This is a genomic window from Caballeronia sordidicola, assembly GCF_002220365.1.
GTDB classification, from domain to species: Bacteria; Pseudomonadota; Gammaproteobacteria; order Burkholderiales; family Burkholderiaceae; genus Caballeronia; species Caballeronia sordidicola_C.
Genome location: NZ_MTHB01000032.1, coordinates 1 through 24,141 on the forward strand (window position 1 = coordinate 1; position 24,141 = coordinate 24,141).

Annotated in this window: 18 protein-coding genes; 10 read left to right on the plus strand and 8 right to left on the minus strand. The window is 59.9% G+C overall.

The features are described 5' to 3' along the window. The 6 genes from ltrA to BSU04_RS04930 form a co-directional block, all read left to right on the plus strand. On the plus strand, positions 1-1,416 hold a 1,416-nt coding region (ltrA, locus tag BSU04_RS04905; RefSeq protein WP_089159545.1), incomplete at its 5' end, for a group II intron reverse transcriptase/maturase. A 495-nt stretch (positions 1,417-1,911) separates the two neighbouring features. Beyond that, on the plus strand, positions 1,912-3,150 hold the full coding sequence (locus BSU04_RS04910; protein ID WP_179258208.1) for a pyridoxal phosphate-dependent aminotransferase: 1,239 nt from the start codon (positions 1,912-1,914) through the stop codon (positions 3,148-3,150). A 27-nt stretch (positions 3,151-3,177) separates the two neighbouring features. Next, positions 3,178-4,494: a homoserine dehydrogenase gene (locus BSU04_RS04915; protein ID WP_089159547.1), complete on the plus strand. Its 1,317-nt coding sequence runs from the start codon at positions 3,178-3,180 to the stop codon at positions 4,492-4,494. Positions 4,495-4,503: 9 nt separating this feature from the next. Continuing rightward, on the plus strand, positions 4,504-5,949 hold the full coding sequence (gene thrC, locus BSU04_RS04920) for a threonine synthase (RefSeq protein WP_089159548.1): 1,446 nt from the start codon (positions 4,504-4,506) through the stop codon (positions 5,947-5,949). Between the two features lie 164 nt (positions 5,950-6,113). After that, the gene (locus BSU04_RS04925; RefSeq protein WP_089159549.1) at positions 6,114-7,706 is read left to right on the plus strand and encodes an ABC-F family ATPase; all 1,593 of its coding nucleotides are present in this window, start codon (positions 6,114-6,116) and stop codon (positions 7,704-7,706) included. Positions 7,707-7,931: 225 nt separating this feature from the next. Next, complete coding sequence (locus BSU04_RS04930; protein WP_089159550.1) at positions 7,932-9,089, plus strand: NAD(P)H-dependent flavin oxidoreductase; 1,158 nt, start codon at positions 7,932-7,934, stop codon at positions 9,087-9,089. Positions 9,090-9,174: 85 nt separating this feature from the next. On the opposite strand, the gene BSU04_RS04935 is transcribed toward BSU04_RS04930, so the two are convergent. The 3 genes from BSU04_RS04935 to BSU04_RS04945 form a co-directional block, all read right to left on the minus strand. Next, positions 9,175-9,378, minus strand: coding sequence for a DUF1289 domain-containing protein (locus BSU04_RS04935; RefSeq protein ID WP_089159551.1), 204 nt, complete (start codon positions 9,376-9,378; stop codon positions 9,175-9,177). Between the two features lie 64 nt (positions 9,379-9,442). After that, on the minus strand, positions 9,443-10,741 hold the full coding sequence (locus tag BSU04_RS04940) for a phospholipase A (protein WP_089159552.1): 1,299 nt from the start codon (positions 10,739-10,741) through the stop codon (positions 9,443-9,445). Positions 10,742-11,248: 507 nt separating this feature from the next. Further along, positions 11,249-12,589, minus strand: a complete 1,341-nt coding sequence (locus BSU04_RS04945; protein WP_089159553.1) for an Nramp family divalent metal transporter — start codon at positions 12,587-12,589, stop codon at positions 11,249-11,251. Positions 12,590-13,306: 717 nt separating this feature from the next. Between BSU04_RS04945 and BSU04_RS04950 the strand changes: the two genes are divergently transcribed. The 4 genes from BSU04_RS04950 to BSU04_RS04965 all read left to right on the plus strand — a co-directional run bounded on the left by BSU04_RS04950 (position 13,307) and on the right by BSU04_RS04965 (position 17,518). Beyond that, positions 13,307-14,386 (plus strand): polyamine ABC transporter substrate-binding protein, encoded by a 1,080-nt coding sequence (locus BSU04_RS04950; RefSeq protein WP_089159629.1) that lies wholly within the window; start codon positions 13,307-13,309, stop codon positions 14,384-14,386. 191 nt (positions 14,387-14,577) lie between these two features. Next, entirely contained in the window at positions 14,578-15,780 is a 1,203-nt protein-coding gene (locus BSU04_RS04955; RefSeq protein WP_089159554.1) for an ABC transporter ATP-binding protein, read from the plus strand. Next, positions 15,777-16,700 carry an ABC transporter permease subunit gene (locus BSU04_RS04960; RefSeq protein ID WP_089159555.1) on the plus strand — a complete coding sequence of 308 codons (924 nt, stop codon included), beginning with the start codon at positions 15,777-15,779 and terminating at the stop codon, positions 16,698-16,700. The genes BSU04_RS04955 and BSU04_RS04960 overlap by 4 nt, the downstream gene beginning before the upstream one ends. Continuing rightward, positions 16,700-17,518, plus strand: coding sequence for an ABC transporter permease subunit (locus tag BSU04_RS04965; protein WP_089159630.1), 819 nt, complete (start codon positions 16,700-16,702; stop codon positions 17,516-17,518). The genes BSU04_RS04960 and BSU04_RS04965 overlap by 1 nt, the downstream gene beginning before the upstream one ends. A 43-nt stretch (positions 17,519-17,561) precedes the next feature. Here the strand turns inward: BSU04_RS04965 and BSU04_RS04970 are convergent, their stop codons facing one another. From BSU04_RS04970 to mfd, 5 genes are all read right to left on the minus strand, one after another. Further along, positions 17,562-18,575, minus strand: coding sequence for a threonine/serine dehydratase (locus BSU04_RS04970; RefSeq protein WP_089159556.1), 1,014 nt, complete (start codon positions 18,573-18,575; stop codon positions 17,562-17,564). Positions 18,576-18,591: 16 nt separating this feature from the next. Next, complete coding sequence (locus tag BSU04_RS04975) at positions 18,592-18,987, minus strand: HepT-like ribonuclease domain-containing protein (RefSeq protein ID WP_089159557.1); 396 nt, start codon at positions 18,985-18,987, stop codon at positions 18,592-18,594. After that, a complete protein-coding gene (locus BSU04_RS04980; RefSeq protein ID WP_089159558.1) occupies positions 18,984-19,274 on the minus strand; it encodes a nucleotidyltransferase family protein in 291 nt (96 codons plus the stop codon). Before BSU04_RS04980 ends, BSU04_RS04975 begins: the two co-directional genes overlap by 4 nt. 4 nt (positions 19,275-19,278) lie before the next feature. Continuing rightward, positions 19,279-20,511 (minus strand): acetylornithine deacetylase, encoded by a 1,233-nt coding sequence (gene argE, locus BSU04_RS04985; protein WP_089159559.1) that lies wholly within the window; start codon positions 20,509-20,511, stop codon positions 19,279-19,281. Positions 20,512-20,600: 89 nt separating this feature from the next. Next, positions 20,601-24,092 (minus strand): transcription-repair coupling factor, encoded by a 3,492-nt coding sequence (gene mfd / locus BSU04_RS04990; protein ID WP_089159560.1) that lies wholly within the window; start codon positions 24,090-24,092, stop codon positions 20,601-20,603. Positions 24,093-24,141 lie beyond the last annotated feature (49 nt).

Here is a 24,141-nt window from a genome sequence, read left to right on the forward strand (position 1 = left end):
GCTGTCGATCGGTTGAAGCGGCGCGGATACAGACCTCTGCCTCTACGGAGGGTCTTTATCCCCAAGGCCAATGGAAAGGAACGCCCTTTAGGCATTCCGACCATGCATGACAGAGCGATGCAAGCTTTGTATTTGCTGGCCTTGGAACCAGTGGCGGAGTCAACGAGCGACCCGAACTCATATGGGTTTAGGAGTCATCGCTCGACAGCCGATGCCCAGTCTCAGTTATTCAAATCCTTGCATGACAAGGGCTCGGCTCCTTGGGTGCTGGAAGCGGATATCAAGGGATGCTTTGACCATATCAACCATGACTGGTTGGAGTGCAATGTCCCGATGGACACAGCAATCCTCCGGAAGTGGCTGAAGGCTGGCCTGATTTATCAAGGTCAGCTACAGGCGACGGAGGCCGGTACGCCACAGGGAGGAATCATCTCCCCAACGCTTGCCAATGTAACGTTGAACGGGCTCGAACGAGGACTGATTTCGCACCTCGGTGCGAAATTTGGAACCGCGAAGGCCAAGAAGCTGAAGGTTCATGTGGTGCGGTACGCGGACGATTTCGTCATCACCGGCGACTCACAAGAGGTGCTGGTCAACGAAGTCCGACCTTGGATAGAAGCCTTCCTCGCGGCTCGAGGCTTGCAACTATCTGAGGAGAAAACGCGGATTACTCACATTGATCAAGGCTTTGATTTCCTTGGTTGGAATTTCCGGAAGTACTCGGGAAAGCTGCTCATCAAGCCGAGCAAGAAAAACGCACAAGCGTTTTATCGCAAGGTGGCGGAAACGATCAGCGGTAACAAGACGGTAAAGCAGGAGGATCTGATCCGCCTGTTGAATCCGATGCTTCGGGGCTGGGCGCAGTACCACAGTCCCGTGGTAGCCAAGCAGGCGTACAGCCGCATGGAGTTTCTGGTTTTCCGGAGGCTCTGGTGGTGGTCGAAGAGGCGGCACCCGCAAAAGAACGCGAGCTGGGTGAAGACGAAATATTTTCACTCTGTTCGCAACCGGCAGTGGGTGTTTGCTGCTCCTGTAGTTTGGAAAGATAGTGATAATGGGTTGTTCGAGCTGTACCAAATCAGCGGTACAGTCATCAAACGACACATGAAACTCAAGGGGGATTTCAATCCCTTTGATCCCATGTGGGAGCAGTACGGCGAGAAATTGCGGCAGGATCGCATGTGGGAATCGATGCGCTATCGCAAGCAGTGGGCGACGCTGTACATGTCACAGGGTGGGTTTTGTGCACACTGTGGCACCGCTCTGACAGACGAAACGGGTTGGCACGACCATCATCTGGAATATCGGATGCATGGTGGTAAAGACACGTTGTCCAACAGAGTTTTGCTTCACCCGCATTGCCACCAGCAAGTGCACGCTGGCAAACTTGTTGTAGCGAAGCCGGTCCTGTATTAGGTAGGGCTTTGAATGTAGGCTTGAGCTGTATGCGGGGAAACTCGCACGTACAGTTCTTAGGGGGCCCTTCATCCGAGAGGATGGGGGGCTACCCTACAGCCGCCAGCGGGTTGCGAGACCGGGCGGCGCGATGCATCGCGTGCCGCCACAAGCTGCTTGCCGACACGCAATCGGGCGTTTTGCCTTGGCCTGATGGCCATAAGCTCACACGATTGCGCCCAAACCTGCCTCTATCCGACGCATTTTCGCTAGACTGCCTGTTCCGCGTCGCTACTTAGGGTTTCTGCGCGGTGTCCGGTTCGTTGCCCGGTTCGTTGACCGGTGCGTTTGCGGTCTCGGTTTGACGTGTTTTCACGTTCCGCGCCCGACGCGCCGGGCGAAAACACTGGCGTGGCCGGCCCTGCGCTGAGTCCGCAGACCTGACTTGTCAACTTTATTTGCCGATTTTTCCTGATCCAGAGCCTGATTTACAGCCACCGAGTGAGCTTTCCCGCCGTGAAACCGATTTTAAAATCCAATAAATTACAGAACGTCTGTTATGACATTCGCGGGCCCGTGCTCGAGCACGCGAAGCGGCTGGAGGACGAGGGCCACCGGATCATCAAGCTCAATATTGGCAACCTGGCCTCGTTCGGGTTCGACGCGCCGGACGAGATCATCCAGGACATGATCCGCAACCTGCCAACCTCGTCGGGTTATTCGGACTCGAAAGGCGTGTTCGCCGCACGCAAGGCGATCATGCATTACAGCCAGCAAAAGGGTGTGGCGGGCGTTGAGCTGGACGACATCTACATTGGCAACGGCGCGTCCGAGCTGATCGTGATGGCCATGCAGGGCCTGCTCAACGATGGCGACGAAGTCCTGCTGCCCGCACCGGACTATCCGCTGTGGACGGCGGCGGTGAGCTTGTCGTCCGGGACGCCGGTGCATTATCTCTGCGACGAATCTGCCGGCTGGATGCCCGATCTCGACGACCTGCGCTCGAAGATCACGCCGAATACGAAGGCGCTCGTCATCATCAATCCGAACAATCCGACCGGCGCGCTGTATTCGGACGAACTGTTGCTGGACATGATCGAGCTTGCGCGCAAGCATGGCCTGATCATTTTTGCCGACGAGGTCTACGACAAGATTGTCTACGACGGCCTCAAGCACACGGCCGTCGGGGCGTTGTCGGAGGACGTGCTGACGGTCACGTTCAACAGCTTGTCGAAGAGTTACCGGGCCTGCGGGTATCGCGCGGGCTGGATGTACATCTCCGGACTGACGGGTGAAAACCGGCGCATTGCCCATGACTATATGGAAGGGCTCGGCATCCTGGCCTCCATGCGCCTGTGCGCGAACGTGCCGGGGCAGTACGCCATTCAGACGGCGCTGGGCGGTTACCAGAGCATCAACGACCTGATCGTGCCGGGCGGCCGGCTCTTCAAGCAGCGCGAACTCGCCTACGACATGCTCACCGCCATTCCCGGCGTGAGTTGCGTCAAGCCGCAGGCGGCGCTGTACATGTTTCCGAAGCTCGACCCGAAGATGTATCCGATCGTCGATGACCAGCAGTTCATTACGGATCTGTTGCTCGAAGAACGCACGCTGCTGGTCCAGGGCACCGGCTTCAACTGGCCGACGCCGGATCATTTCCGCGTGGTGTTCCTGCCAAACGTCGACGATCTCGCCGACTCCATTAACCGTATCGCGCGCTTTCTCGATGGTTATCGAAAGCGTCACTCTGTCTAAAACCTCTCTTATAAGACTTACGCTGCAATGGAACCGATCAAAGTTGGCCTGCTGGGCTTCGGCACCGTCGGCAGCGGCACCTTCACGGTGCTGCGCCGCAATCAGGAAGAAATCAAACGGCGCGCCGGACGGGGCATCGAAATTACGCGCATCGCGGTGCGCACGCCGTCAAAGGTGCAGGGCGCGGCGGGCATTGACGTCACGACCGACTTCAACGCCGTCGTCGACGATCCTTCCATCGACATCGTGGCCGAGATGATCGGCGGCACGGGCATCGCGCGCGAACTGGTGCTGCGCGCCATCGCCAACGGCAAGCATGTGGTGACGGCGAACAAGGCACTTCTGGCCGTGCACGGCAGCGAGATTTTCGAAGCGGCGAGCAAGAAGGGTGTGATGGTCGCGTTCGAAGCGGCGGTCGCGGGCGGCATTCCGATCATCAAGGCACTGCGCGAAGGGCTGACTGCCAACCGGATCCAGTACATCGCGGGCATCATCAACGGCACGACGAACTACATTCTCTCGGAGATGCGCGACCGCGGACTCGACTTCGCGACCGCGCTTAAAGCAGCCCAGGAACTGGGTTATGCCGAAGCCGATCCGACCTTCGACATTGAAGGCGTGGACGCGGCTCACAAGGTCACGATCATGAGCGCGATCGCGTTCGGCGTGCCTGTGCAGTTCGACCGGGCTTATGTGGAAGGGATCAGCAAGCTCGACGCCATCGACATCCGCTATGCCGAGGCGCTGGGCTATCGGATCAAGCTGCTGGGTATCGCGCGGCGCACGGAGAAGGGCATCGAGTTGCGCACGCATCCCACGCTGATTCCGGCAAAACGCTTGCTGGCGAACGTGGAAGGCGCGATGAACGCGGTGGTCGTGCACGGCGACGCCGTGGGCACCACGCTTTATTACGGCAAGGGTGCGGGCGCTGAGCCGACTGCGTCGGCGGTGGTCGCCGATCTCGTGGACGTCACGCGCCTGCATACGGCCGACCCAGAACATCGCGTGCCGCACCTGGCGTTCCAGCCGGACAGCCTCGCCAACACGCCGATCCTGCCGATCGAGGAAGTGACGAGCAGCTACTACCTGCGTCTGCGCGTGGCGGATGTCACCGGCGTGCTCGCCAACATCACGCGGATTCTCGCCGACAAGGTCATTTCCATCGACGCGTTGCTGCAGAAGGAATCCGAGCACGTCGACGGTGAGGACAAGGGCGAAACCGACATCATCCTGCTGACGCATGAAACGGTCGAACGGGAAATCAACGCGGCGATCACGCAGATCGAGGCGCTTTCCACCGTGGTCTCGAAAGTGACGAAGCTGCGCATGGAAGGATTGAACTAGGGCTTTGAAATGAACTACATCTCTACGCGCGGCGCTGGTTTCGGAGAGCGCCATACTTTCTCCGACATCCTTCTTGGCGGTCTTGCCAAGGACGGCGGCTTGTATTTGCCCGCTGAATATCCGCGCGTCACGGCGGACGAACTGACCGCCTGGCGCACGCTTTCATACGCGGATCTGGCCTACGAAATCCTGCGCAAATTCAGCGACGACATTCCCGACGAGGATCTGCGCTCGCTCACGCGGCGCACTTATACGGCCAGCACGTACAGCAACGTCCGCGATCACGAGAGCGGGTCGCAGATCACGCCTCTGAAAACGCTGGGCGAAGAGGGCGGCACGACGGTGTCGCTGCTGGAATTGTCGAACGGTCCTACGCTCGCGTTCAAGGACATGGCCATGCAGTTGCTCGGGAATCTCTTCGAGTACACGTTGGCCAAGCAGGGGCAGACGCTGAACATTCTCGGCGCCACCTCGGGCGACACCGGCAGCGCGGCCGAATACGCCATGCGCGGCAAGCAGGGCGTGCGCGTTTTCATGCTTTCGCCGCACCAGAAGATGAGCGCGTTCCAGACGGCGCAGATGTTTTCGCTGCAAGACCCGAATATCTTCAACCTCGCGGTGACCGGTAATTTCGACAATTGCCAGGACATCGTGAAAGCAGTGTCGAACGATCACGCGTTCAAAGCGGCCAACAAGATCGGCACGGTCAATTCGATCAATTGGGCGCGCGTGGTGGCGCAGGTTGTCTATTATTTCAAAGGCTACTTCGCTGCGACGAAGTCGAACTCGGAACGGGTGTCGTTCACGGTGCCATCGGGCAATTTCGGCAATGTCTGCGCCGGGCATATCGCGCGGATGATGGGTTTGCCGATCGAGCAACTGGTCGTTGCCACGAATGAAAATGACGTGCTCGACGAATTTTTCCGCACCGGGACTTATCGCGTGCGCTCGGCCGCCGAGACGTACCACACGACCAGCCCAAGCATGGATATCTCGAAAGCGTCGAATTTCGAGCGTTTCGTGTTCGATCTGCTCGGCCGCGATCCCGCGCGCGTGCTGCAGTTGTTCCGTGATGTGGAAGAAAAGGGTGGATTTGACTTGGCGGCGAGCGGCGACTTTGCCCGCGTGAAGGAATTCGGCTTCGTGTCGGGGCGCAGCAGCCATGCGGACCGGGTGGACACCATTCGCGATGCATTCAAGCGTTACGGCACCATGATCGATACCCACACGGCCGACGGCCTGAAGGTTGCGCGCGAGCACTTGACGCCGGGCGTGCCCATGATCGTGCTGGAAACCGCCCAGCCGATCAAATTCGGCGAAACCATTCGCGAGGCGCTTGAGCGCGAACCGGAGCGGCCGGCGGCGTTTATCGGTATTGAAGAATTGCCACAGAAATTCGATATCGTTGCGGCCGAGGCGGGTCTCGTGAAGGCTTACATCGCGGAGCGCATCTAGGCTCGGGATGGGCGGCGTTGGGCGGTCCGGAGCGTCGCGCAAAATCTACGCGAGGGGTCGAACCGGTGCCAGCGCATGCAGCTTTCCGCTGCAATGCCGCAATTCGTCCCAAAAACTGCTAAAATTGCAGGTTTTTCGCCGTACACCATTCAAAAGGACGCGCTGTGCTGTCTACTGCCAACATCACCATGCAATTTGGGCCGAAGCCCCTCTTCGAGAACATTTCGGTCAAGTTCGGGGAAGGAAATCGCTACGGCCTGATCGGGGCAAATGGCTGCGGCAAATCCACGCTCATGAAAATTCTGGGCGGCGACCTGGAGTCGAGCGCCGGCACCGTGATGCTCGAACCGAACGTGCGTCTCGGTAAGTTGCGTCAGGATCAGTTCGCATATGAAGACATGCGCGTGATCGACGTCGTGATGATGGGCCACACGGAAATGTGGAACGCAATGTCCGAGCGCGATGCCATTTACGCGAATCCCGACGCCACCGACGACGATTACATGCACGCCGCCGAACTCGAAGCGAAGTTCGCCGAATACGACGGATATACCGCTGAAGCCCGCGCCGGGGAATTGCTGCTGGGTATTGGCATTGCGATCGAAGACCATACCGGCCCGATGAGCAATGTCGCGCCGGGCTGGAAACTTCGCGTATTGCTCGCGCAGGCGCTGTTTTCGAAGCCGGACGTGTTGCTGCTCGACGAACCGACCAACAACCTGGATATCACCTCCATTCGCTGGCTCGAGGACGTGCTGAACCAGTACAACTCGACCATGGTGATCATTTCCCACGATCGACACTTCCTGAACCAGGTCTGTACGCACATGGCGGACATGGATTACGGCACATTGAAGGTGTACCCGGGTAACTACGACGACTACATGCTGGCTTCGGCTCAGGCGCGTGAGCGTCAGGCGAACGCGAACCAGAAGGCGAAGGACAAGGTGGCCGATTTGCAGGACTTCGTGCGCCGCTTCTCGGCCAACAAGTCAAAGGCACGTCAGGCGACCAGCCGTGCAAAGCAGATCGAGAAGATCAAGATCGAGGAATTCAAGCCGTCGTCCCGGCAAAATCCGTTTATTCGCTTCGAATTCGAGAAAAAGCTGCACAACATCGCGGTAGTGGCGACCAACATCACCAAGAAATACGATCGCACCATCTTCAACCATTTCAGCCTGAGCATTCAGCCGGGTGAGCGGATTGCGATCATCGGTGAGAACGGCGCGGGCAAGACCACGTTGCTGCGCGCCCTGAAGGGCGCAATTGAACTGGATGGCGGCACGGTCAAGTGGGCGGAAAACGCGCTGCTCGGTTATATGCCACAGGACACGTACGAAGAGTTCCCGAAGGACGAGACGCTCACTGACTGGATCGACCAGTATCGTCAGGACGGCGACGACGACCAGATGGTCCGTGGCACGTTGGGCCGTTTGCTGTTCAACGCGGACGACATCAAGAAATCGGTCAAGGTGCTGTCGGGGGGTGAGAAAGGCCGCATGATCTGGGGCAAGCTGATGCTCGGGCGCCCGAACGTGCTGTTGATGGACGAGCCGACCAACCACATGGACATGGAATCGATCGAGTCCTTGCAAATCGCGTTGGAGAAGTACGAAGGCACGCTGATCTTCGTTTCACACGACCGCGAGTTCGTGAACGGGCTGGCGAACCGCGTGATCGAAGTGAAAAATGACGGCACGATTCGTGACTTCGGCGGTACGTACGAGGAATTGCTGGCGAGCCAAGGCGTTCAGTGACACGGCACGCGTTACATCCTGCGTAACGCAGCACGCAGCGAATAGAAAACAATCAGCAGTAACGCAAACGGCCCGCTTCGTCAGAAGCGGGCCGTTTGCTTTTCCGGGGCGGATCATGTTCGGAAACCTCAAAAACAGCACAGTCGAACTTGCTTGATAAAAAGCAACGTGTGTTCGTCCAACCTCCTGCAAGCTCAAAACTTTGACTCTGGAGACGATCCTTTCATGACCCCTCTTACCCCCCTGACCATTCGCGGCCGCACCTTGCTTCCTATTGTGCAGGGAGGCATGGGCGTGGGTGTGTCCGCGCACCGGCTGGCCGGCGCCGTAGCCCGGGAGGGTGCAATGGGAACAATATCGAGCATCGACTTGCGCCATCACCACCCCGACCTGCTTGAGATGTGCAGACAGAATCGGGATCAGGCGACGCTGGAAGCTGCCAACCAGACGGCGTTGCGGCGCGAGATCATTGCAGCGAAGGCCATGAGCGAGGGCCGCGGCATGATTGCCGTGAATGTCATGCGCGCGGTCTCGTCCTACGCGGCAGCGGTACAGACGGCGTGCGAGAGCGGCGCCGACGCTATCGTCATGGGGGCAGGCCTGCCGCTGGATCTGCCAGACCTGACGCAAGGTGTCGATATCGCGCTGATCCCGATCTTGTCGGATAGCCGTGGCATCTCGCTGGTACTGAAGAAGTGGCTCAAGAAGAATCGTTTGCCCGATGCCATCGTGATCGAGCACCCGGGGCATGCGGGTGGCCATCTCGGCGTGGCAAGCGTCGCGGACATTCCAAGCGAGCGTTTTGACTTCGCTCGCGTGATCGAGGAAACGATGCTGACCTTCGATACCCTCGGCATCGGCCGCACGCAGATTCCGTTGATCGTGGCAGGTGGCATCGACGGGCATGCGGCGGTGCGTCGCTGGCTGGCGGCAGGCGCGTCCGGCGTGCAACTCGGCACGGCGTTCGCGGTGACCGAAGAGGGGGACGCACATCCTGAATTCAAACGCATTCTCGCCGACGCAACGCCGGAAGACATCGTTGAATTCGTGAGTGTGACCGGCCTGCCGGCCCGCGCGGTGAAAACACCGTGGCTGGATCGTTATCTGCGCAATGAGCAACGGATTCGCGACAAGATCGGCGCGCGCGCGCAAAAGTGTCCCACGGGCCTAAATTGCCTGGTGGCGTGTGGTTTGCGCGATGGTATCGAAAAGTTCGGGCACTTTTGTATCGATACCCGTCTGGCCGCGGCCCTGCGTGGAGATCGTGCGAATGGACTGTTCTTCCGGGGGCGCGAGGTGCTGCCGTTCGGATCAGCCATTCGCAGCGTGCGTGAATTGCTCGACTTGCTGGTCGCAGATATCCGGCCCACGGCAGCTGCTTGAACGGCGCGAGTCCTGCAAACCAGGCTGAAGTTCGGGCTACGAGTTGATTCGTCCGCATCTGACATCAGGCTCGACTCAAACCCCGTCAAACCTTGTCGCGGGTGAAGCGCATGGCGGTGCCTTCGCGGGTAATGCGTTCCCAGATTGCGCGCTTCTCGGCGTCGCTGAGAAATACCCAGTTGGAAACCTCTCCGGCCATGCGGCCGCAGCCCTTGCAGACGTCGTCGAAGAGGGTCGAGCAGACGCCGATGCACGGGCTGTCGGGCAAATCATGAAGGTTCGATGCCATAAAACGCCTGTAGTCGGGCGCGGCATGCAGTGAAAACCGCAGCGCCCGCGCAAAAGACCTAAGTTTAACGCGCGATGCTGTATCCGATCCGGGCGATCCAGTGTTGTCGCTGGTTGTAATCGAGGATGTCCTCGCCGTAGCCGTTGAAATAGCCCACCCACAGGTAGCCGCCCCACGCGCTGTTGATCAGTTTGGCGAGCGGATAGGTGAATTGGGCATCAACGCTGCCGTATCCGCCTTTTGTGCCCTTGCGCAGTGTCGTGGCGAGTTGCCAGCCGTCGGGACTGCCGTACTTCACGAGCAGGTCAACGTAACCGCGATAGTCCTGGATGTCCTCGTTGCCGCTCTTCGTGATGTAGTAATAGATTTTCGGCGATATGGTCAGGTGGTTCAAATTGACATCGCCGAAGTCCCAGCTGGGACGCACGAAGGCAATATTGATTCCACGCGAATCCGCGCCGCTCTTGCCGTTCGACTCATGTCCGATACCGGCCGTAACGCCCATACGCGAAAACAACGAGCTTTTCCAACCGGTGTCCTCAAGGTAGTAGAACAGTTGCGGTTCATAACTCGTGTCGCGGAACGGCGCTGATTCAGCCGACAGGTCCCAGATCGACGTTTGCGTGTAGGCGAAATACAGGTTGTCGAGGAAGCTGCGCGAGCGGGGATCGTCGGGCATGATCAGGCGGTACTTGAAGCTGAACTGGAATTTGGCGAGGTTATCGCCGTTCTGGCCATCGGCGAAATACATGGGTTCGAAGGTCGACAACCGGCCGCTAAACATGCGGTCACTGGTGGTCGTCGGCACGGCCAATGTATTCGCCGCGGCTTCTGCGCTCGCCAGTTGCTGCGGTGTCCTCGCCTTCGTCTCAGCGGTCTCCGCTGCCACCACTTGCGTTTGCGACTTGCCGCGGTTCAGCGTGATCAGCATGGGCGATGAATCGAAGCCTACCGGATCGATTTTCATCACGCCGCGCGCCGCGTCGGGCCAAGGCGCGGCATAGCGAACTTTTCGATATTGGCCGGGGCGCAGCGACAGCTTGTCGGGGACGTTGGATTCGCGCTGCAGCGCCAGTGGCTGTGGCGGAAGATCGCCGTTGGTCAGCGTGACGTTGAGCGCTTTGGGCACATCGATGGTGAGCGGCTGCTTGTCGTCATCGCTATAGAGCAATGTCAGTTCGAGCGGTTGTTCCGCGGCGGCTTCGCGCACCGGCTGGAGCACGGACACCGTGGCGCAGGCGGCGCTGGTCCAGCCGAGGCTGATAGCGCACGCAAGCATGCTCAGGCGGTAAGCCGTCGCGATATTGCGTTGACGGAAGGACGTGAGGGAGCGGGTGGAAAGGGGCAAAGAGCCTCGGGCCATGAAACGATCGTCCTTGTTGCGTTGAGTAGCGTCGTGCGTGGGCGAGGCGGCAGGAACACATGTCCCTTGTCTTCCCGATTCCGCCGTGCGCGACCGCTTGTTTAGCGACTTATTGAGCGACTTATTGAGCAAATAACTGAGCGAATAACTGAGCGACCAACATCAGGCCCGTCACGGGGCGACATTTGCGAAACGCATAATTGTAAGCGTGCGGAGGGATCATCTTGAAAGCTGAACCGAACGGGCAGCGACAGCAAAAATCGATCCTGACCAGCGTCTATCAACTCATTGCTTGATGAGAGCCGCTAGGAGGCAGGTGCTTCCTGGCTCGTCTCAATGCGTGTGGTGCTTGTCGCAACGCGTATGGCGCCGTCTGCCGACGCATGCATCCGGAGGTCAGAACGGGAAGTTTGAAGCACTCGGCACAGCTACAGTGAAGTGAGCACGGTTCCCGGTGCAAGCGGTGATCAGCGGTAAATCCAGCGGTTCTTTCCGTCCCGGCCGCCATCAACTACCAGTGAGCAATTGCCACAACAGCGCGCCATTGAGCAGCACGATCAGCGCTGCGGACAACCACGCCAGGGCGAGCGGAATGCGCTTGATGCGCCACCGGCCCATGAGTCCGGCATCGGATGCGAAGCGCACGAGGGGGATCACGGCCAGCGGCAACTGCAAGCTCAGCACGACCTGGCTTGCGACAAGCAACTGGTTCGACCCATGTTCCCCGAACGCGCCGACCGCGAGCAGAGCCGGCCCCATTGCCAGCGCACGGGTGAGGAGCGCTCGCGCCCACCGCGCGATCTTCAGTTGCAGGAACCCTTCCATGACGGCTTGTCCGGCGAGCGTGCCGGTCACCGTTGCGTTCAGACCGCACGCCAGCAGAGCCGCCGCGAAGATGATGCTGGCCCACTGATTGCCGACGAGCGGCGCGATCAGGCGATGGGCGTCGGCGAGATCGTTGACGTCGTAGTGGCCGCTTGCGTGGAATACGGCGGCGGCCACGATCAACAATGACGCATTGACGGTGAACGCCAGGCTGAGGGACGCGAAGGTATCGATATTGACGCCCTTCATGGCGTTGGCGATGGCTTGGTCGTTGCCGTTTTTCGCGTGTTCCTTGACGAGTGCGGAGTGCAGATAGAGGTTATGCGGCATCACGGTGGCGCCGAGGATACCCGCGGCCAGCCAGATCATGCCTGCGTCGCGCAGCAGGGCGGGAGGCGGTGCAAGACCCGCCAGTGCGCCGCGCCACGAGGGGTTGGCGAGCGCGAGCTCGACGACAAAACAGAATCCTACGAAAAAGATCAGGGTAGTCACGGCGATCTGGAGCGGCCGCTGTCCACGGCTTTGGAGCGCGAGCATGGCGAACGTGCCTACCGCCGACATCAGCACCCCCACGGTGAGGGAGACACCTAGCAGCAGTTGGAGGGCGACTGCGCTGCCGACAACCTCGGCAACGTCGCACGCGATGATGGCGATTTCGCTGGTGATCCAGAGAAAGAGCGTGGTGCGTCGGCTGTAGCGTTGGCGGCAGAGTTGGGCGAGATCCTGGCCGGTTACCACGCCTACTTTCGATGCGACCCATTGCAGCAGCAAGCCCATCAGGCTTGCGAGCAGGACGACGCTCAGCAATTGATAGCCGTATTTGGCGCCGCTTGCGAGCGCCGTAGCCCAGTTGCCGGGGTCCATATAGCCGACTGCGACGAGGGCGCCGGCGCCGACGAACGAGAACCAGCCGCGCGTGGGAGCCGAGTCGTTCGGTTGGCCGGCCTGATGTCCGGATGCCGGATCAGAGTGCGGATTGTCCGCGGTGCCGGTTGGTGTGAGAGCGGACGGATTCGTGTTCATGCGGTTTGCGGCCTGTTTCCTGAAGCGGGACGTTGCAAAGCGGTTGGGAAAAGGCGTGAGCAGCGAAACGGGCCACTGGCCGGCACATCGATAAACAGTGTGTCGCGCCGGCGATAAACTCCGTCCCGAGTTGCAGTGGCAAAGGCTGCGCATGTCCGCGTTGCCGGGCGAGCACATGGAGCGCTTTAGCAACCACTAATCCCTAGCAACGAGTGTTCCGCTGGCGTTTAAAGTTCATTCCCGCAGGCCACACCACGCGGGTGATGCTCTATAGGCGCGGTTATGGGACGAGCGTTTTGCATGGATTTTGTAAGAGCGCCTCAATAATGACATTACGTAAGCATTGAGGCGGTTGGATTCAACAATGATGGTGTGGTCTTCGTGGCTGAGGCTACCAGCCTGGAACTACCAGCCTGGAACCCCGACAAAGCCCACTGCGTCACTGCATCGCTCGAACCCGCCCCTTGTACACTTCACGCGACAAAACTCGCCGATTGTTTTTTGCGAAGCACCCTTTTGATGATAGTTTTCGTTTTTTTGAGATCGTCTCGATCAAGCAAGGGAGAGAAGGGTGAATCGGGACGTGGAAACCAACGGTCGGCAAGTCGAAAGGACGGAGAAACTGAAATGACAGAAAAAGTGGCGGACCGGTTGTCGAAGCGTTCGGGGGCATCGGGCGCGGCTGCACGGATACCGGCGTGCGTAGTGTCGATCACGATGGCGATTGCGGGCGTGGCGGCAATATCGGCGCCGCTGTCGGCATCGGCGAAAGACACTCAGCTCAACGTATACAACTGGTCGGACTACATCGCGAAAGACACGATTCCGAACTTCGAGAAGCAGACTGGCGTAAAGGTCAAGTACGACAACTACGACAGCGACGACACGCTGCAAGCCAAGCTGCTCACCGGCAATTCGGGCTATGACATCGTGGTGCCGACCAGCAACTATGCCGGCAAGCAGATCACGGCAGGGATCTTCGCCCCGCTCGACAAATCCAAACTCCCGAACCTCAAATACCTCGACCCTGAGCTGATGAAGCTGATCGCGGGCGCCGACCCGGGCAACCAGTACACGGTGCCGTGGGCATACGGCACCACAGGCCTTGGCTACAACGTCACGAAGGTCCAGCAGATCCTCGGCAAGAATGTGCCGCTTGATAACTGGGACATCCTGTTCAAGCCGGAAAACATCTCGAAGCTCAAGGCTTGCGGTGTATCCGTACTCGACGCCCCTGACCAGATGTTCGCCGCCGCGCTGCACTACATCGGCAAGGATCCAATGAGCACGAACCCGGCCGACTACCGCGCCGCGCTGGCGATGCTCAAGAAGATCCGCCCGTACATCACCCAGTTCAACTCGTCGGGTTATATCAACGACCTGGTCGGCGGCGACGTCTGCTTCGCCTACGGCTGGTCGGGCGACGTGGTGATTGCCAAGCACCGTGCGCAAGAGGCGAAGAAGGCGTACAAGATCGAGTACTACATCCCGAAGGGCGGCGCGCCGGTGTGGTTTGACGTGATGGCGATCCCGAAGGACGCGAAGAACAAGGAAGCCGCGCTCGAGTGGATCAACTACATCGAGACGCCGCAAGTTCATGCCGCGATCACGAACGAGGTGTATTACCCGAGTGCGAACAAGGAAGCGCGGAAATACGTATCGAAGGACGTTGCCGACGATCCGGCCGTATACCCGCCGCAAGACGTGATCAAGACGCTGTTCCTGCTCAAGCCGTTGCCGCCAGAAATCCAGCGTTTGCAAACGCGGCTCTGGACGGAATTGAAGTCCGGACGCTGATCCTGATTCCCGATTCCGGTAAGGTTGCGAAATTCGCATCAGGCAGTCGATAAACGCGAAGCCCCCGATTCTCCGGGGGCTTTGTTCGTGGCCGGCGATTTTGTTGGCCGCGTCATCGAAAGAATAAAGTTAAAAGTGCCGCTGGAAAAAGTAGCACGAATGCGCGTAGCGCAGGAGCCGGGCAGCAGATCATGAGTGAGCAGCAGTCGAGCGCAGTGCCCGCCGGACCGGGCAATCAAGGCGGTCCGGGTGGTCCCAATGGCCGCAGGCCGGAACCGGGTTTGCGGGACCCGAACTGGGCCGGGGAGAACTTCGTGCGGATTGTCGATGTCGTCAAGAAATTCGACGAGACCGTCGCAGTGAAAGGCGTGAACCTGTCGGTGAAAAAGGGCGAGCTGTTCGCGCTGCTCGGCAGTTCCGGCTGCGGCAAGTCCACCTTGCTGCGCATGCTCGCGGGGCTGGAGTCGGTCACCTCGGGCCAGATCGTGATCGATGGCGAGGATCTCGCGAGCATGCCGCCGTATCGCAGACCGGTGAACATGATGTTCCAGTCCTATGCGCTGTTCCCGCATATGACGGTGGAATCGAACGTGGCGTTCGGGCTCAAGCAGGAGGGCGTGCGTGGCGCGGAGCTCAAGGAGCGCGTCCACACGACGCTCGATCTCGTGCAGATGGCGAAGTATGCACAACGCAAGCCGCACCAGTTGTCGGGCGGCCAGCAGCAGCGCGTGGCGCTGGCCCGCAGCCTGGTCAAGCGTCCAAAGCTGTTGCTGCTCGACGAGCCCATGTCCGCGCTCGACAAACAGATTCGCCAGCGCACGCAGATCGAACTGGTGAATATCCTCGACAAGGTCGGCGTGACCTGCATGATGGTCACGCACGATCAGGAGGAAGCGATGACCATGGCCGGCCGGATCGCCGTCATGAGCGAAGGCGAAATCGTGCAGATCGGCACGCCGCACGAAGTCTACGAATATCCGAACAGCCGGTTCACCGCTGAATTCATCGGCTCGACGAATCTGTTCGATGGCATCGTGGTGGAAGACGAACCGGACCACGTGTTCGTGGAGACGACGGAGTTGCCGTCGCGGCTGTATGTGAATCACGGCATCACGGGTCCGCTCGGCATGCCGGTCACCATTTCGGTCAGGCCCGAGCGCATTGCGTTGACGCGCAAGCCGCCGCCCGACGGTTCATATAACTGGGGCCGCGGGACCGTGGCGAACATTGCGTACATGGGCGGCTACACGCTGTATCACGTGAAGCTGGACAGCGGCAAAGTGGTCGTGGCGAACCTGTCGAGCATCGCGCTCGGCCAGATCGATTCGCCCACCTGGGACGACGAAGTCTTCGTGCGCTGGACCGCGTCGGCAGGCGTGGTGCTGACAGCATGAGAACGCTGCATTTACTGAGCTTACTCAAGCAACGCTTCGGCCTGACAGGCAGGACGGCGGTGATATTCGGGCCGTATCTGTGGCTCGTGCTGCTGTTTCTCGTGCCGTTCCTGCTGGTCGTCAAAATCAGTTTCTCCGATTCGCGTCTCGGGATTCCGCCTTATACGGAATTGACGGCGATGAAAGACGGCGTGCTGAGTATCGCGCTCGATTTTTCGCACTACGCGTTCCTGGTGGCGGACAGCCTGTACTTCGCCACATACATGAATTCGCTGTTGGTGGCGGGGGTGTCCACGCTGCTGTGCCTGCTGATCGGTTACCCCATGGCGTATTACATCGCGCGTTCGAATCCGGCGACCCGCAATTTGCTGATGATGGCCGTGATGCTGCCGTTCTGGACCTCGTTCCTGATCCGCGTGTATGCGTGGATCGGGATTCTGAAGAACAACGGCTTGCTTAACAACTTCCTGATGTGGACGGGGATTATTCATTCGCCTATCGAGCTGTATCACACGAATATCGCAGTTTATATCGGCATGGTGTATTCGTATTTGCCGTTTCTCGTGATGCCGCTTTACGCCCATCTGGTGAAGATGGATCTCACCTTGCTCGAAGCCGCTTACGATCTCGGCGCGAAACCGTGGAAGGCGTTTTTGCAGATCACGCTGCCGCTGTCGAAGAATGGGGTTATTGCGGGCTGCCTGCTGGTGTTCATTCCGGCGGTGGGCGAATACGTGATTCCGGAATTGCTCGGCGGCGCGGATACCCTGATGATCGGCCGCGTGATGTGGAATGAATTCTTCGATAACGCCGACTGGCCAATGGCTTCCGCCGTCACCTGTGCCATGGTGTTGTTGCTGCTCGTTCCCATGGCGTTGTTCCAGTATTACCAGGCAAAGCAACGGGAGGACAAGCGATGATCGAACCCAGTCGCTCGCTCCGGTTCACGTTTCTTGGTCTCGGATTTCTGTTTCTCTATATTCCGATCGTGAGTCTGGTTGTGTACTCGTTTAACGAGTCGCAACTCGTGACCGTATGGACGCAATTTTCGCTGAAGTGGTACGCGGCGCTATTACACGACGACGAATTGATCAACGCCGCGTGGTTATCGATTCGAATTGCGGTATTCACCGCGTGCGCGTCAGTGGTGATCGGGACATGGGCAGGCTACGTGCTCGCGCGCATGGGGCGGTTTCGCGGCTTCACGCTCTATGCCGGCATGATCAACGCGCCGCTCGTGATACCCGAAGTGATCCAGGGGATTTCGCTCTTGCTGCTGTTTGTGGAAATGGCGAAAGTATTTGGCTGGCCGGCAGGACGCGGTATTTTCACGATCTGGATCGGCCACGTGATGCTGTGTATTTCCTACGTTGCGATCATCGTGGAATCGCGGGTCAGGGAATTGAATCCATCGATTGAAGAAGCCGCACTCGATTTGGGCGCGACGCCATTGCGGGTGTTTTTCTCGATTACGCTGCCACTGATATCGCAGGCGCTGGTGGCGGGGTGGCTGCTTTCGTTCACGCTGTCGATCGATGACCTGGTGTTATCCGCGTTCTTGTCTGGACCGGGATCGACTACGCTGCCGCTTATTGTGTTTTCGCGCGTCCGGCTCGGCTTGAATCCCGAGATGAACGCGCTCGCCACGCTGTTCATTGCGTTCGTGACGGTGGGCGTGATCGCCGCGAACTACTTCATGCAAAGGAGCGAGCGCAGGCGGCTGACGAATGTCTTGTAGATGCGGTGTTGTAGCTGCGCCGGGGCGTGAGCGCGAGCTGGGCTCAGTCGTCTTGAGCCGCCATCCCGAGATGTTTGCCGAGCGTGGCCGAGTCGGTGTTCGTGCCGCACAGCAACACGCCGACTCGCTTGCCCTGCAAGGTCTCGCGTAGCGGCCCGAGCAACGCGGCGGTTGCGGCGGCGCATGCCGGTTCGACCGCCAGCTTCAGCTCGTTGAACAAATGCAGCATGGCGTGACGCAACTCGGTGTCTGAAACCGTCACCAGCCGGTCGATATGCCGCCTGCACAATTCGTAGCTGTAGTCCTCGGTGTGAGGCGCCATCAACGAATCCGCAATGCTGTGCATCGCGCCCATCTTCACGGTGTGATTCGCGGCGAAACTCTGGCCCATGGCGTCGGCGCCCTTGGGTTCCACGCCATACACATGGATCGATGGATTCGCGAGCCGGAATGCCAGCGATACCCCCGCCGCCAGTCCGCCGCCGCCGATTGGCAGGATCACGGCGTCCAGATCGGGCGCCTGCGAGGTCCATTCGTATCCGAGCGTCGATGTGCCCACGATCGTCCGGTAGCTGTTGAACGGATGCACGAAGTAGCGGCCTTCCTCGGCTTCTATGCGGCGCACGATCTCGAACGCTTCGGCGCCGTTTTCCGCCATGACAATCTCCGCGCCGAAACGGCGGCAGAGCGCCAACCGCGCCGGGCTGGCGGTCTTGATCATCACGACCTTTGCGCTGATCTGAAGCCGCATCGCGGTGTACGCGACCGCCACCGCGTGGTTGCCCGCTGATACGCAGGTCACGCCCGCGTCGCGTTCGCTTTCCGTGAGCGCGAGCAGATGCGAAAATGCGCCGCGCGTCTTGAACGTGCCGCCGACCTGCAGCAGCTCGAACTTGAAGTTGATCGGCGTGCCTTCCAGCGTGGGGAAGTCGTGACGCTCGAAGGTCGGCGTACGCGCGACCCACGGCGAGAGCGTCATGTGCTGGCTGGCGATATCGTCGAGCGTGGGAATCGGCGTGCCGTCGATGGTGTTATCGGAGTGATGGGCGGTGGACATGAGGAGTAGTTGACGGCTAGTCGAGTGAGGGCGGTGACGGGTCTGAATTTGCGTGTGCGACGGCATCTTCGTGCGTCACTTTCAATTGCGCTGAGAGCGCGGGCAAGGCAGTTTGCACGGTGTCCCAGACTAATTCGAGGTCAATCTCGAAGTACCCGTGTGCAATACGATTGCGCATCCCGCGCATGCTACGCCAAGGAATCTCGGCATGTCGTTGCGCGAACTCTGCGTGTCGATCCATCGCTTTCGTAGACGCTTCACCCATGATTACCAAGCTCATGACCACGGCGCTTTGTGTACGTTTGTCGTCAAGAAAGCTGGTCTTGTCCATGCCCTGCACGAAACTGCATGCATCCAACGCGGCTTGCTGAATATGGTCGATGTAGTTGGGGAGACGAATATTTTCGCTCATACCGGCGCCGCTTCGGCTAACACGCGCTCGCGAAACCGGGGTGGTAAATCGCCCGGCGTCAGCAAGTCGACCGCCACGCCAAGCATGTCTTCCAGCTCCATCTGCAATCCGCCCAAGTCGAATAGCGTTGCACCGGGCAATGCATCGACCAGCAAGTCCAGGTCGCTGCCATCCTGATCAGTGCCATGCAAAACCGAGCCGAACACGCGTGGGTTCGTCGCGCGAAAGCGGCCTACCGTTGCGCGAACCGTGTCACGTTTGAGATCCAGAGCGGCGGAAGGTTTCATCGAATCAACGCACCTGCGCCTCGACCGACATGCTGTGAATGAACTTGCCCAAAAACGCTTCGCACGCCGCAAGCTGCTCCAGCGACACGTATTCGTTCGCCTTGTGCGCCTGCTCGATGTTTCCCGGCCCGCACACAATACTCGGCACGCCCGCGAGTTGGAACAAGCCCGCTTCCGTCCCGTAAGCCACCTTGCGCTTTTCCTGATTCGCGGTCAGCGCGCGCACGAGTTGCGTGATAGCCGCCTGCTCGGACGCGTCGAGCCCAGGAGCCGCAGCAATCTTGGAGAACTCGATCGCCGCGTTCGCGTGTTCCTTCTGCATCTTCGGCAACAACTCTTCCCGCGCGTATTTCTCGATGCGCTGGTAAATCGGCTCAGGATCGAGCGTCGGCAGATTGCGGAATTCGAACGCGAAATTGCATTCGGCGGGCACCGTGTTGATGGCGTTGCCGCCATTGATCGTGCTGGTCTGCGCGGTCGTGAAGGGCACGTCGTACTGTTCGTCGAACGGGCCTTGCGCGCGGAATTCATCGGCGACGTCGCGGATGTAGCAGATCAGCCGCGCTGCGTATTCGATCGCGTTCAAGCCCTTCGGTGTCAGCGACGAATGCGCGGCAAACCCGCGCACGCAGCAGTTGTACGCATTGATACCCTTATGCGCGATGACCGGCCGCATGCTGGTCGGCTCACCCACAATGCATCCGTGCGGCCGCAGCCCGCGCTTTTGCAGGTCGGTGATCATCAGCGGTGCGCCGGCGCAGCCGACTTCTTCATCGAAGGAGAGGGCGAAGTGAATTGGACGCGCGAGTTTCGTGGCCTGCATCTTCGGCAACAAGCTGAGCGATGCGCCGATAAACCCCTTCATGTCGCACGTCCCGCGACCGTACAAAAGGCCATCGCGAATCTCCGGCTTGAACGGATCGCTGTCCCATTTCTGGCCATCGACAGGCACCACATCCGTGTGTCCGGAAAGCACGATACCGCCGTTCGTCGCGCCATCGTGCGCGGGCACGGTCGCGAACAGGTTGGCCCATTTGCCGGACGGATCGGTGCTGAGCGTGCTTTCAATACCAGCCGCGCGCAATTCGTCGCGCACGGTTTCGATCAAGCCCATGTTTGGGTTGCGGCTGACGGTGTCGAAGGAGACGAGCTTCTTGATCCACGGCAACGACGCCGGCCCGGAATCATAAGAGGGTGTTTGCGCGACGGAAGCCGTCGATTCAGCGATCTGTGACATGACGCTCTCCTTGGAATTTTTCACTTTCGATGATACCGAAAAAACCGGCCACGCACCGCCGGACAAGGCAGTGCGTGGGTTTGAAGTTATTAGCGTGACGGCGCGACCGCGGCAGCGGGTTTCTGCTGGCGCACGGGTGCGCCAAGCGCACGCAGCGTTTCCTTGACCGTCGAAATCCGCACGGCAAGGTCCGGACTGCGCACTTCTATGCGCAGCTTGTCCTGCCCCGCGAGCTTGATGTGCTTGTTCTTCTGCACCATCTCGATGATCTTCATGGCATCGATGGGCGGGTTTGGAATGAACTGCAATGCAATTGCATGCTCGGCCGCGTCGATCTTGATAATGCCCAGCGGCTTGGCCGCGAGGCGCAGCTTATGCGTCTCGACCAGCGCGCTCGCCTGGGGCGGCAGCTTGCCGAAACGGTCGATCAGCTCTTCCAGGATGCGGTCTATGGAATCGCTCGTTTCGCAGTTCGCCATGCGTTTGTACAGCGACAAACGTTCCTGCACATCGCCGCAATAATCCGCGGGCAGGATCGCCGGCGCGTGCAGATTGATCTCGGTGGTGGCGGCGAGCGGCGCGTTCAGATCGGGTTCGCGGCCTTCCTTCAGCGCAAGCACGGCGTCGTTGAGCATGTCGGTGTAGAGCTGGAAACCGATCTCGTGGATTTCGCCCGATTGTTTGTCGCCGAGTACTTCGCCCGTGCCGCGAATTTCCAGATCGTGCATCGCAAGATAGAAGCCCGAACCGAGCTCTTCCATCTGCTGGATGGCTTCCAGCCGCCGCTGCGCCTGCTTCGTGAGCGCGGCCGGATCGTGGACGAGCAAATACGCGTAAGCCTGATGGTGCGAACGCCCGACGCGCCCGCGCAACTGATGCAACTGCGCGAGGCCGAATTTATCGGAGCGATGGATCAGGATCGTGTTTGCGCTCGGCACGTCGATCCCCGTTTCGATAATCGTCGTGCACAGCAGCACGTTCGCGCGCTGGCCGACGAAATCGCGCATCACGCGTTCGAGTTCGCGCTCGTGCATCTGCCCGTGCGCGACCGCAATACGCGCTTCCGGCACCAGCGCTTCGAGCATCGAGCGACGATTTTCGATCGTCTCGACTTCGTTATGCAGGAAATAAACCTGGCCGCCGCGCTTCAGTTCGCGCAGCATCGCCTCGCGGATCACGCCGTCTTCTTCGCGTCGGACAAAGGTCTTGATCGCGAGGCGCTTTTGCGGCGCGGTGGCAATGATCGAGAAGTCGCGCAACCCTTCGAGCGCCATGCCGAGCGTTCGTGGGATGGGCGTTGCGGTGAGCGTCAGCACATCGACTTCCGCGCGCAGCGCTTTCAACGCCTCCTTCTGGCGCACGCCGAACCGGTGCTCCTCATCGATAATTACCAGCCCGAGCCGCTTGAACACGACGTCGCTGGAGAGCAGTTTGTGCGTGCCGATGACGATATCGATCGTGCCTTCGTTGATTGCCGCAATCGATGCCGCCACTTCCTTCGTGCTCTTGAAGCGCGAGAGTTCAGCGATCTTCACGGGCCAGTCGGCGAAACGGTCGGTGAAGGTGTTCGTGTGCTGTTCGGCGAGCAGGGTGGTCGGCGACAGAATCGCGACCTGCTTGCCCCCCATCACCGCGATAAACGCCGCCCGCAGCGCCACTTCCGTCTTGCCGAAACCGACATCGCCGCAAACCAGCCGGTCCATCGGCTTGCCGCTCGTCATATCGCCTATCACGGCGGTGATCGCCGCGGCCTGGTCGGGCGTTTCCTCGAAGCCGAAGCTCTCCGCGAACTTCGCGTAATCGCGTGCTTCGAGCGGGAACGAGTGACCTTGGCGCAGCGCGCGGCGGGCGTAAAGATTGAGCAGTTCGGCGGCGGTGTCGCGGATTTGCTGCGCGGCTCGGCGCTTGGCTTTGTCCCACTGGCCGGAACCGAGCGCGTGCAACGGCGCGCTTTCCGGGTCCGCGCCGCTGTAGCGCGAGATCACGTGCAACTGGGCGACCGGCACGTACAGCTTGCTTTCGTTCTGGTATTCGAGATGCAGGAATTCGGTTTCGCCTTCGCCCAGGTCCATCGATACCAGGCCCATATAGCGCCCAATACCATGCTGCGTATGCACGACCGGATCGCCGATCTTCAGCTCGGAGAGATCGCGCACCATCGAATCGACGTTGCTCGCCTGCTCCTGGCGACGCCGTCCGGCCCGCCGCGTGAGCTGCCCGTAGAGCTCCGTCTCGGTGATGATCGAGATGCCTTCGCCGGGCAGCGCAAAGCCGTTCGCAAGCGGCGCCACGCCCAGCGAGAATTTGGCGTCGCCGGTGAGCCATTCCTGGAAGGTATCGTCGAGCGACGCGCGCAGGCCGTTATCGGAGAGCAGTTGCTGAATCGTCTCGCGGCGCCCGGCGGATTCGGTTGCGAACAACACGCGATTCGGTGTTTGCTCCAGATAGTGACGCAGCGCGAGCAACGGTTCTTCAGCGTGGCGATCGATGGCCAGACCGGGCAACGGAACCGCCCAGCCGCCCTCGGGCGTAGCCGGGAACTTGATCTGCGCGAACGGTTTGGCGAAGGAGAAAAAATCGTCGTCGCTGAGAAAGAGCCGCTGCGGTTCGAGCAGCGGCCGCTCGCGATCGTGCGACAAGAAGTTGTAGCGCTGCCGTGTGTCGTTCGTGAAGCGCTTGATGGCTGCGTCCATGTCGCCGACGAACGCCAGTTGTGCGTCTTGCGGCAAGTAATGGAAAAGCGTGGCGGTTTCGTCAAAGAACAGCGGCAGGTAGTACTCGATCCCCGCTGCCGGCACACCATTGCCGATGTCCTTGTAAATCGATGAGCGGCTTGGATCGCCCTCGAACACCTCGCGCCAGCGGCTGCGGAAGGCGGTGCGCGCGGGTTCATCGAAGGGAAATTCGCGGCCGGGTAGCAGGCGCACGTCGCGCACCGGATACAGGCTGCGCTGCGTGTCGGGATCGAAGGCGCGGATGGAATCGACCTGATCGTCGAATAAATCGATCCGGTACGGCAGCGGCGAGCCCATTGGATACAGGTCGAGGAGCGAACCGCGTACGCAATATTCGCCGGGGCGCACGACCTGGCTCACATGCTCATAACCCGCGAGCGTCAACTGGCTCTTCAGTTTCGCCTCGTTCAGCCGCTCGCCCTGCGTGAACGAGAACGTGTATGCAGCCAGAAACGATGCCGGCGGCATTCTGTAAAGCGCCGTGGTCGCAGGCACGAGCAGGATGTCGCAGCGGCCTTCGCCCAGGTCGTGCAACGTCGCCAACCGCTCCGAAACCAGGTCCTGATGGGGTGAAAACGTGTCGTAGGGCAGCGTTTCCCAGTCGGGCAGAAGCCTGACTCGGGCGTCCGGCGCGAAAAACGGAATTTCGACCGCGAGACGTTGCGAATCGACGGCGCTTGCGCACATGACGACCAATAACGGGACTTTTTCGCGAAAAGCCAGGTGGTAGCGTGCCAGGGCGAGGGCGTCGGAGGAACCGGTGGCGCCATCGAAGGCAAAGCGCTGACCGGCTTTGACGAGTGCGATAGGGGACGTTGACTGCAAACTGACGGCTTTTGAAGGCATAAGGTGTGCGGGGAACCGTTCGCGTGCGAAAGTGCGCGCGGGACCGGCA

What these genes read in the sequence shown, in the direction of transcription:
- BSU04_RS04915 (WP_089159547.1), top strand. Translation starts at nt 3,178, where the DNA reads ATGGAACCGATCAAAGTTGGCCTGCTGGGCTTCGGCACCGTCGGCAGC.
- thrC (WP_089159548.1), top strand. Translation starts at nt 4,504, where the DNA reads ATGAACTACATCTCTACGCGCGGCGCTGGTTTCGGAGAGCGCCATACT.
- BSU04_RS04930 (WP_089159550.1), top strand. Translation starts at nt 7,932, where the DNA reads ATGACCCCTCTTACCCCCCTGACCATTCGCGGCCGCACCTTGCTTCCT.
- BSU04_RS04935 (WP_089159551.1), bottom strand. Translation starts at nt 9,378, where the DNA reads ATGGCATCGAACCTTCATGATTTGCCCGACAGCCCGTGCATCGGCGTC.
- BSU04_RS04940 (WP_089159552.1), bottom strand. Translation starts at nt 10,741, where the DNA reads ATGGCCCGAGGCTCTTTGCCCCTTTCCACCCGCTCCCTCACGTCCTTC.
- BSU04_RS04945 (WP_089159553.1), bottom strand. Translation starts at nt 12,589, where the DNA reads ATGAACACGAATCCGTCCGCTCTCACACCAACCGGCACCGCGGACAAT.
- BSU04_RS04950 (WP_089159629.1), top strand. Translation starts at nt 13,307, where the DNA reads ATGGCGATTGCGGGCGTGGCGGCAATATCGGCGCCGCTGTCGGCATCG.
- BSU04_RS04955 (WP_089159554.1), top strand. Translation starts at nt 14,578, where the DNA reads ATGAGTGAGCAGCAGTCGAGCGCAGTGCCCGCCGGACCGGGCAATCAA.
- BSU04_RS04960 (WP_089159555.1), top strand. Translation starts at nt 15,777, where the DNA reads ATGAGAACGCTGCATTTACTGAGCTTACTCAAGCAACGCTTCGGCCTG.
- BSU04_RS04970 (WP_089159556.1), bottom strand. Translation starts at nt 18,575, where the DNA reads ATGTCCACCGCCCATCACTCCGATAACACCATCGACGGCACGCCGATT.
- BSU04_RS04975 (WP_089159557.1), bottom strand. Translation starts at nt 18,987, where the DNA reads ATGAGCGAAAATATTCGTCTCCCCAACTACATCGACCATATTCAGCAA.
- BSU04_RS04980 (WP_089159558.1), bottom strand. Translation starts at nt 19,274, where the DNA reads ATGAAACCTTCCGCCGCTCTGGATCTCAAACGTGACACGGTTCGCGCA.
- argE (WP_089159559.1), bottom strand. Translation starts at nt 20,511, where the DNA reads ATGTCACAGATCGCTGAATCGACGGCTTCCGTCGCGCAAACACCCTCT.
- mfd (WP_089159560.1), bottom strand. Translation starts at nt 24,092, where the DNA reads ATGCCTTCAAAAGCCGTCAGTTTGCAGTCAACGTCCCCTATCGCACTC.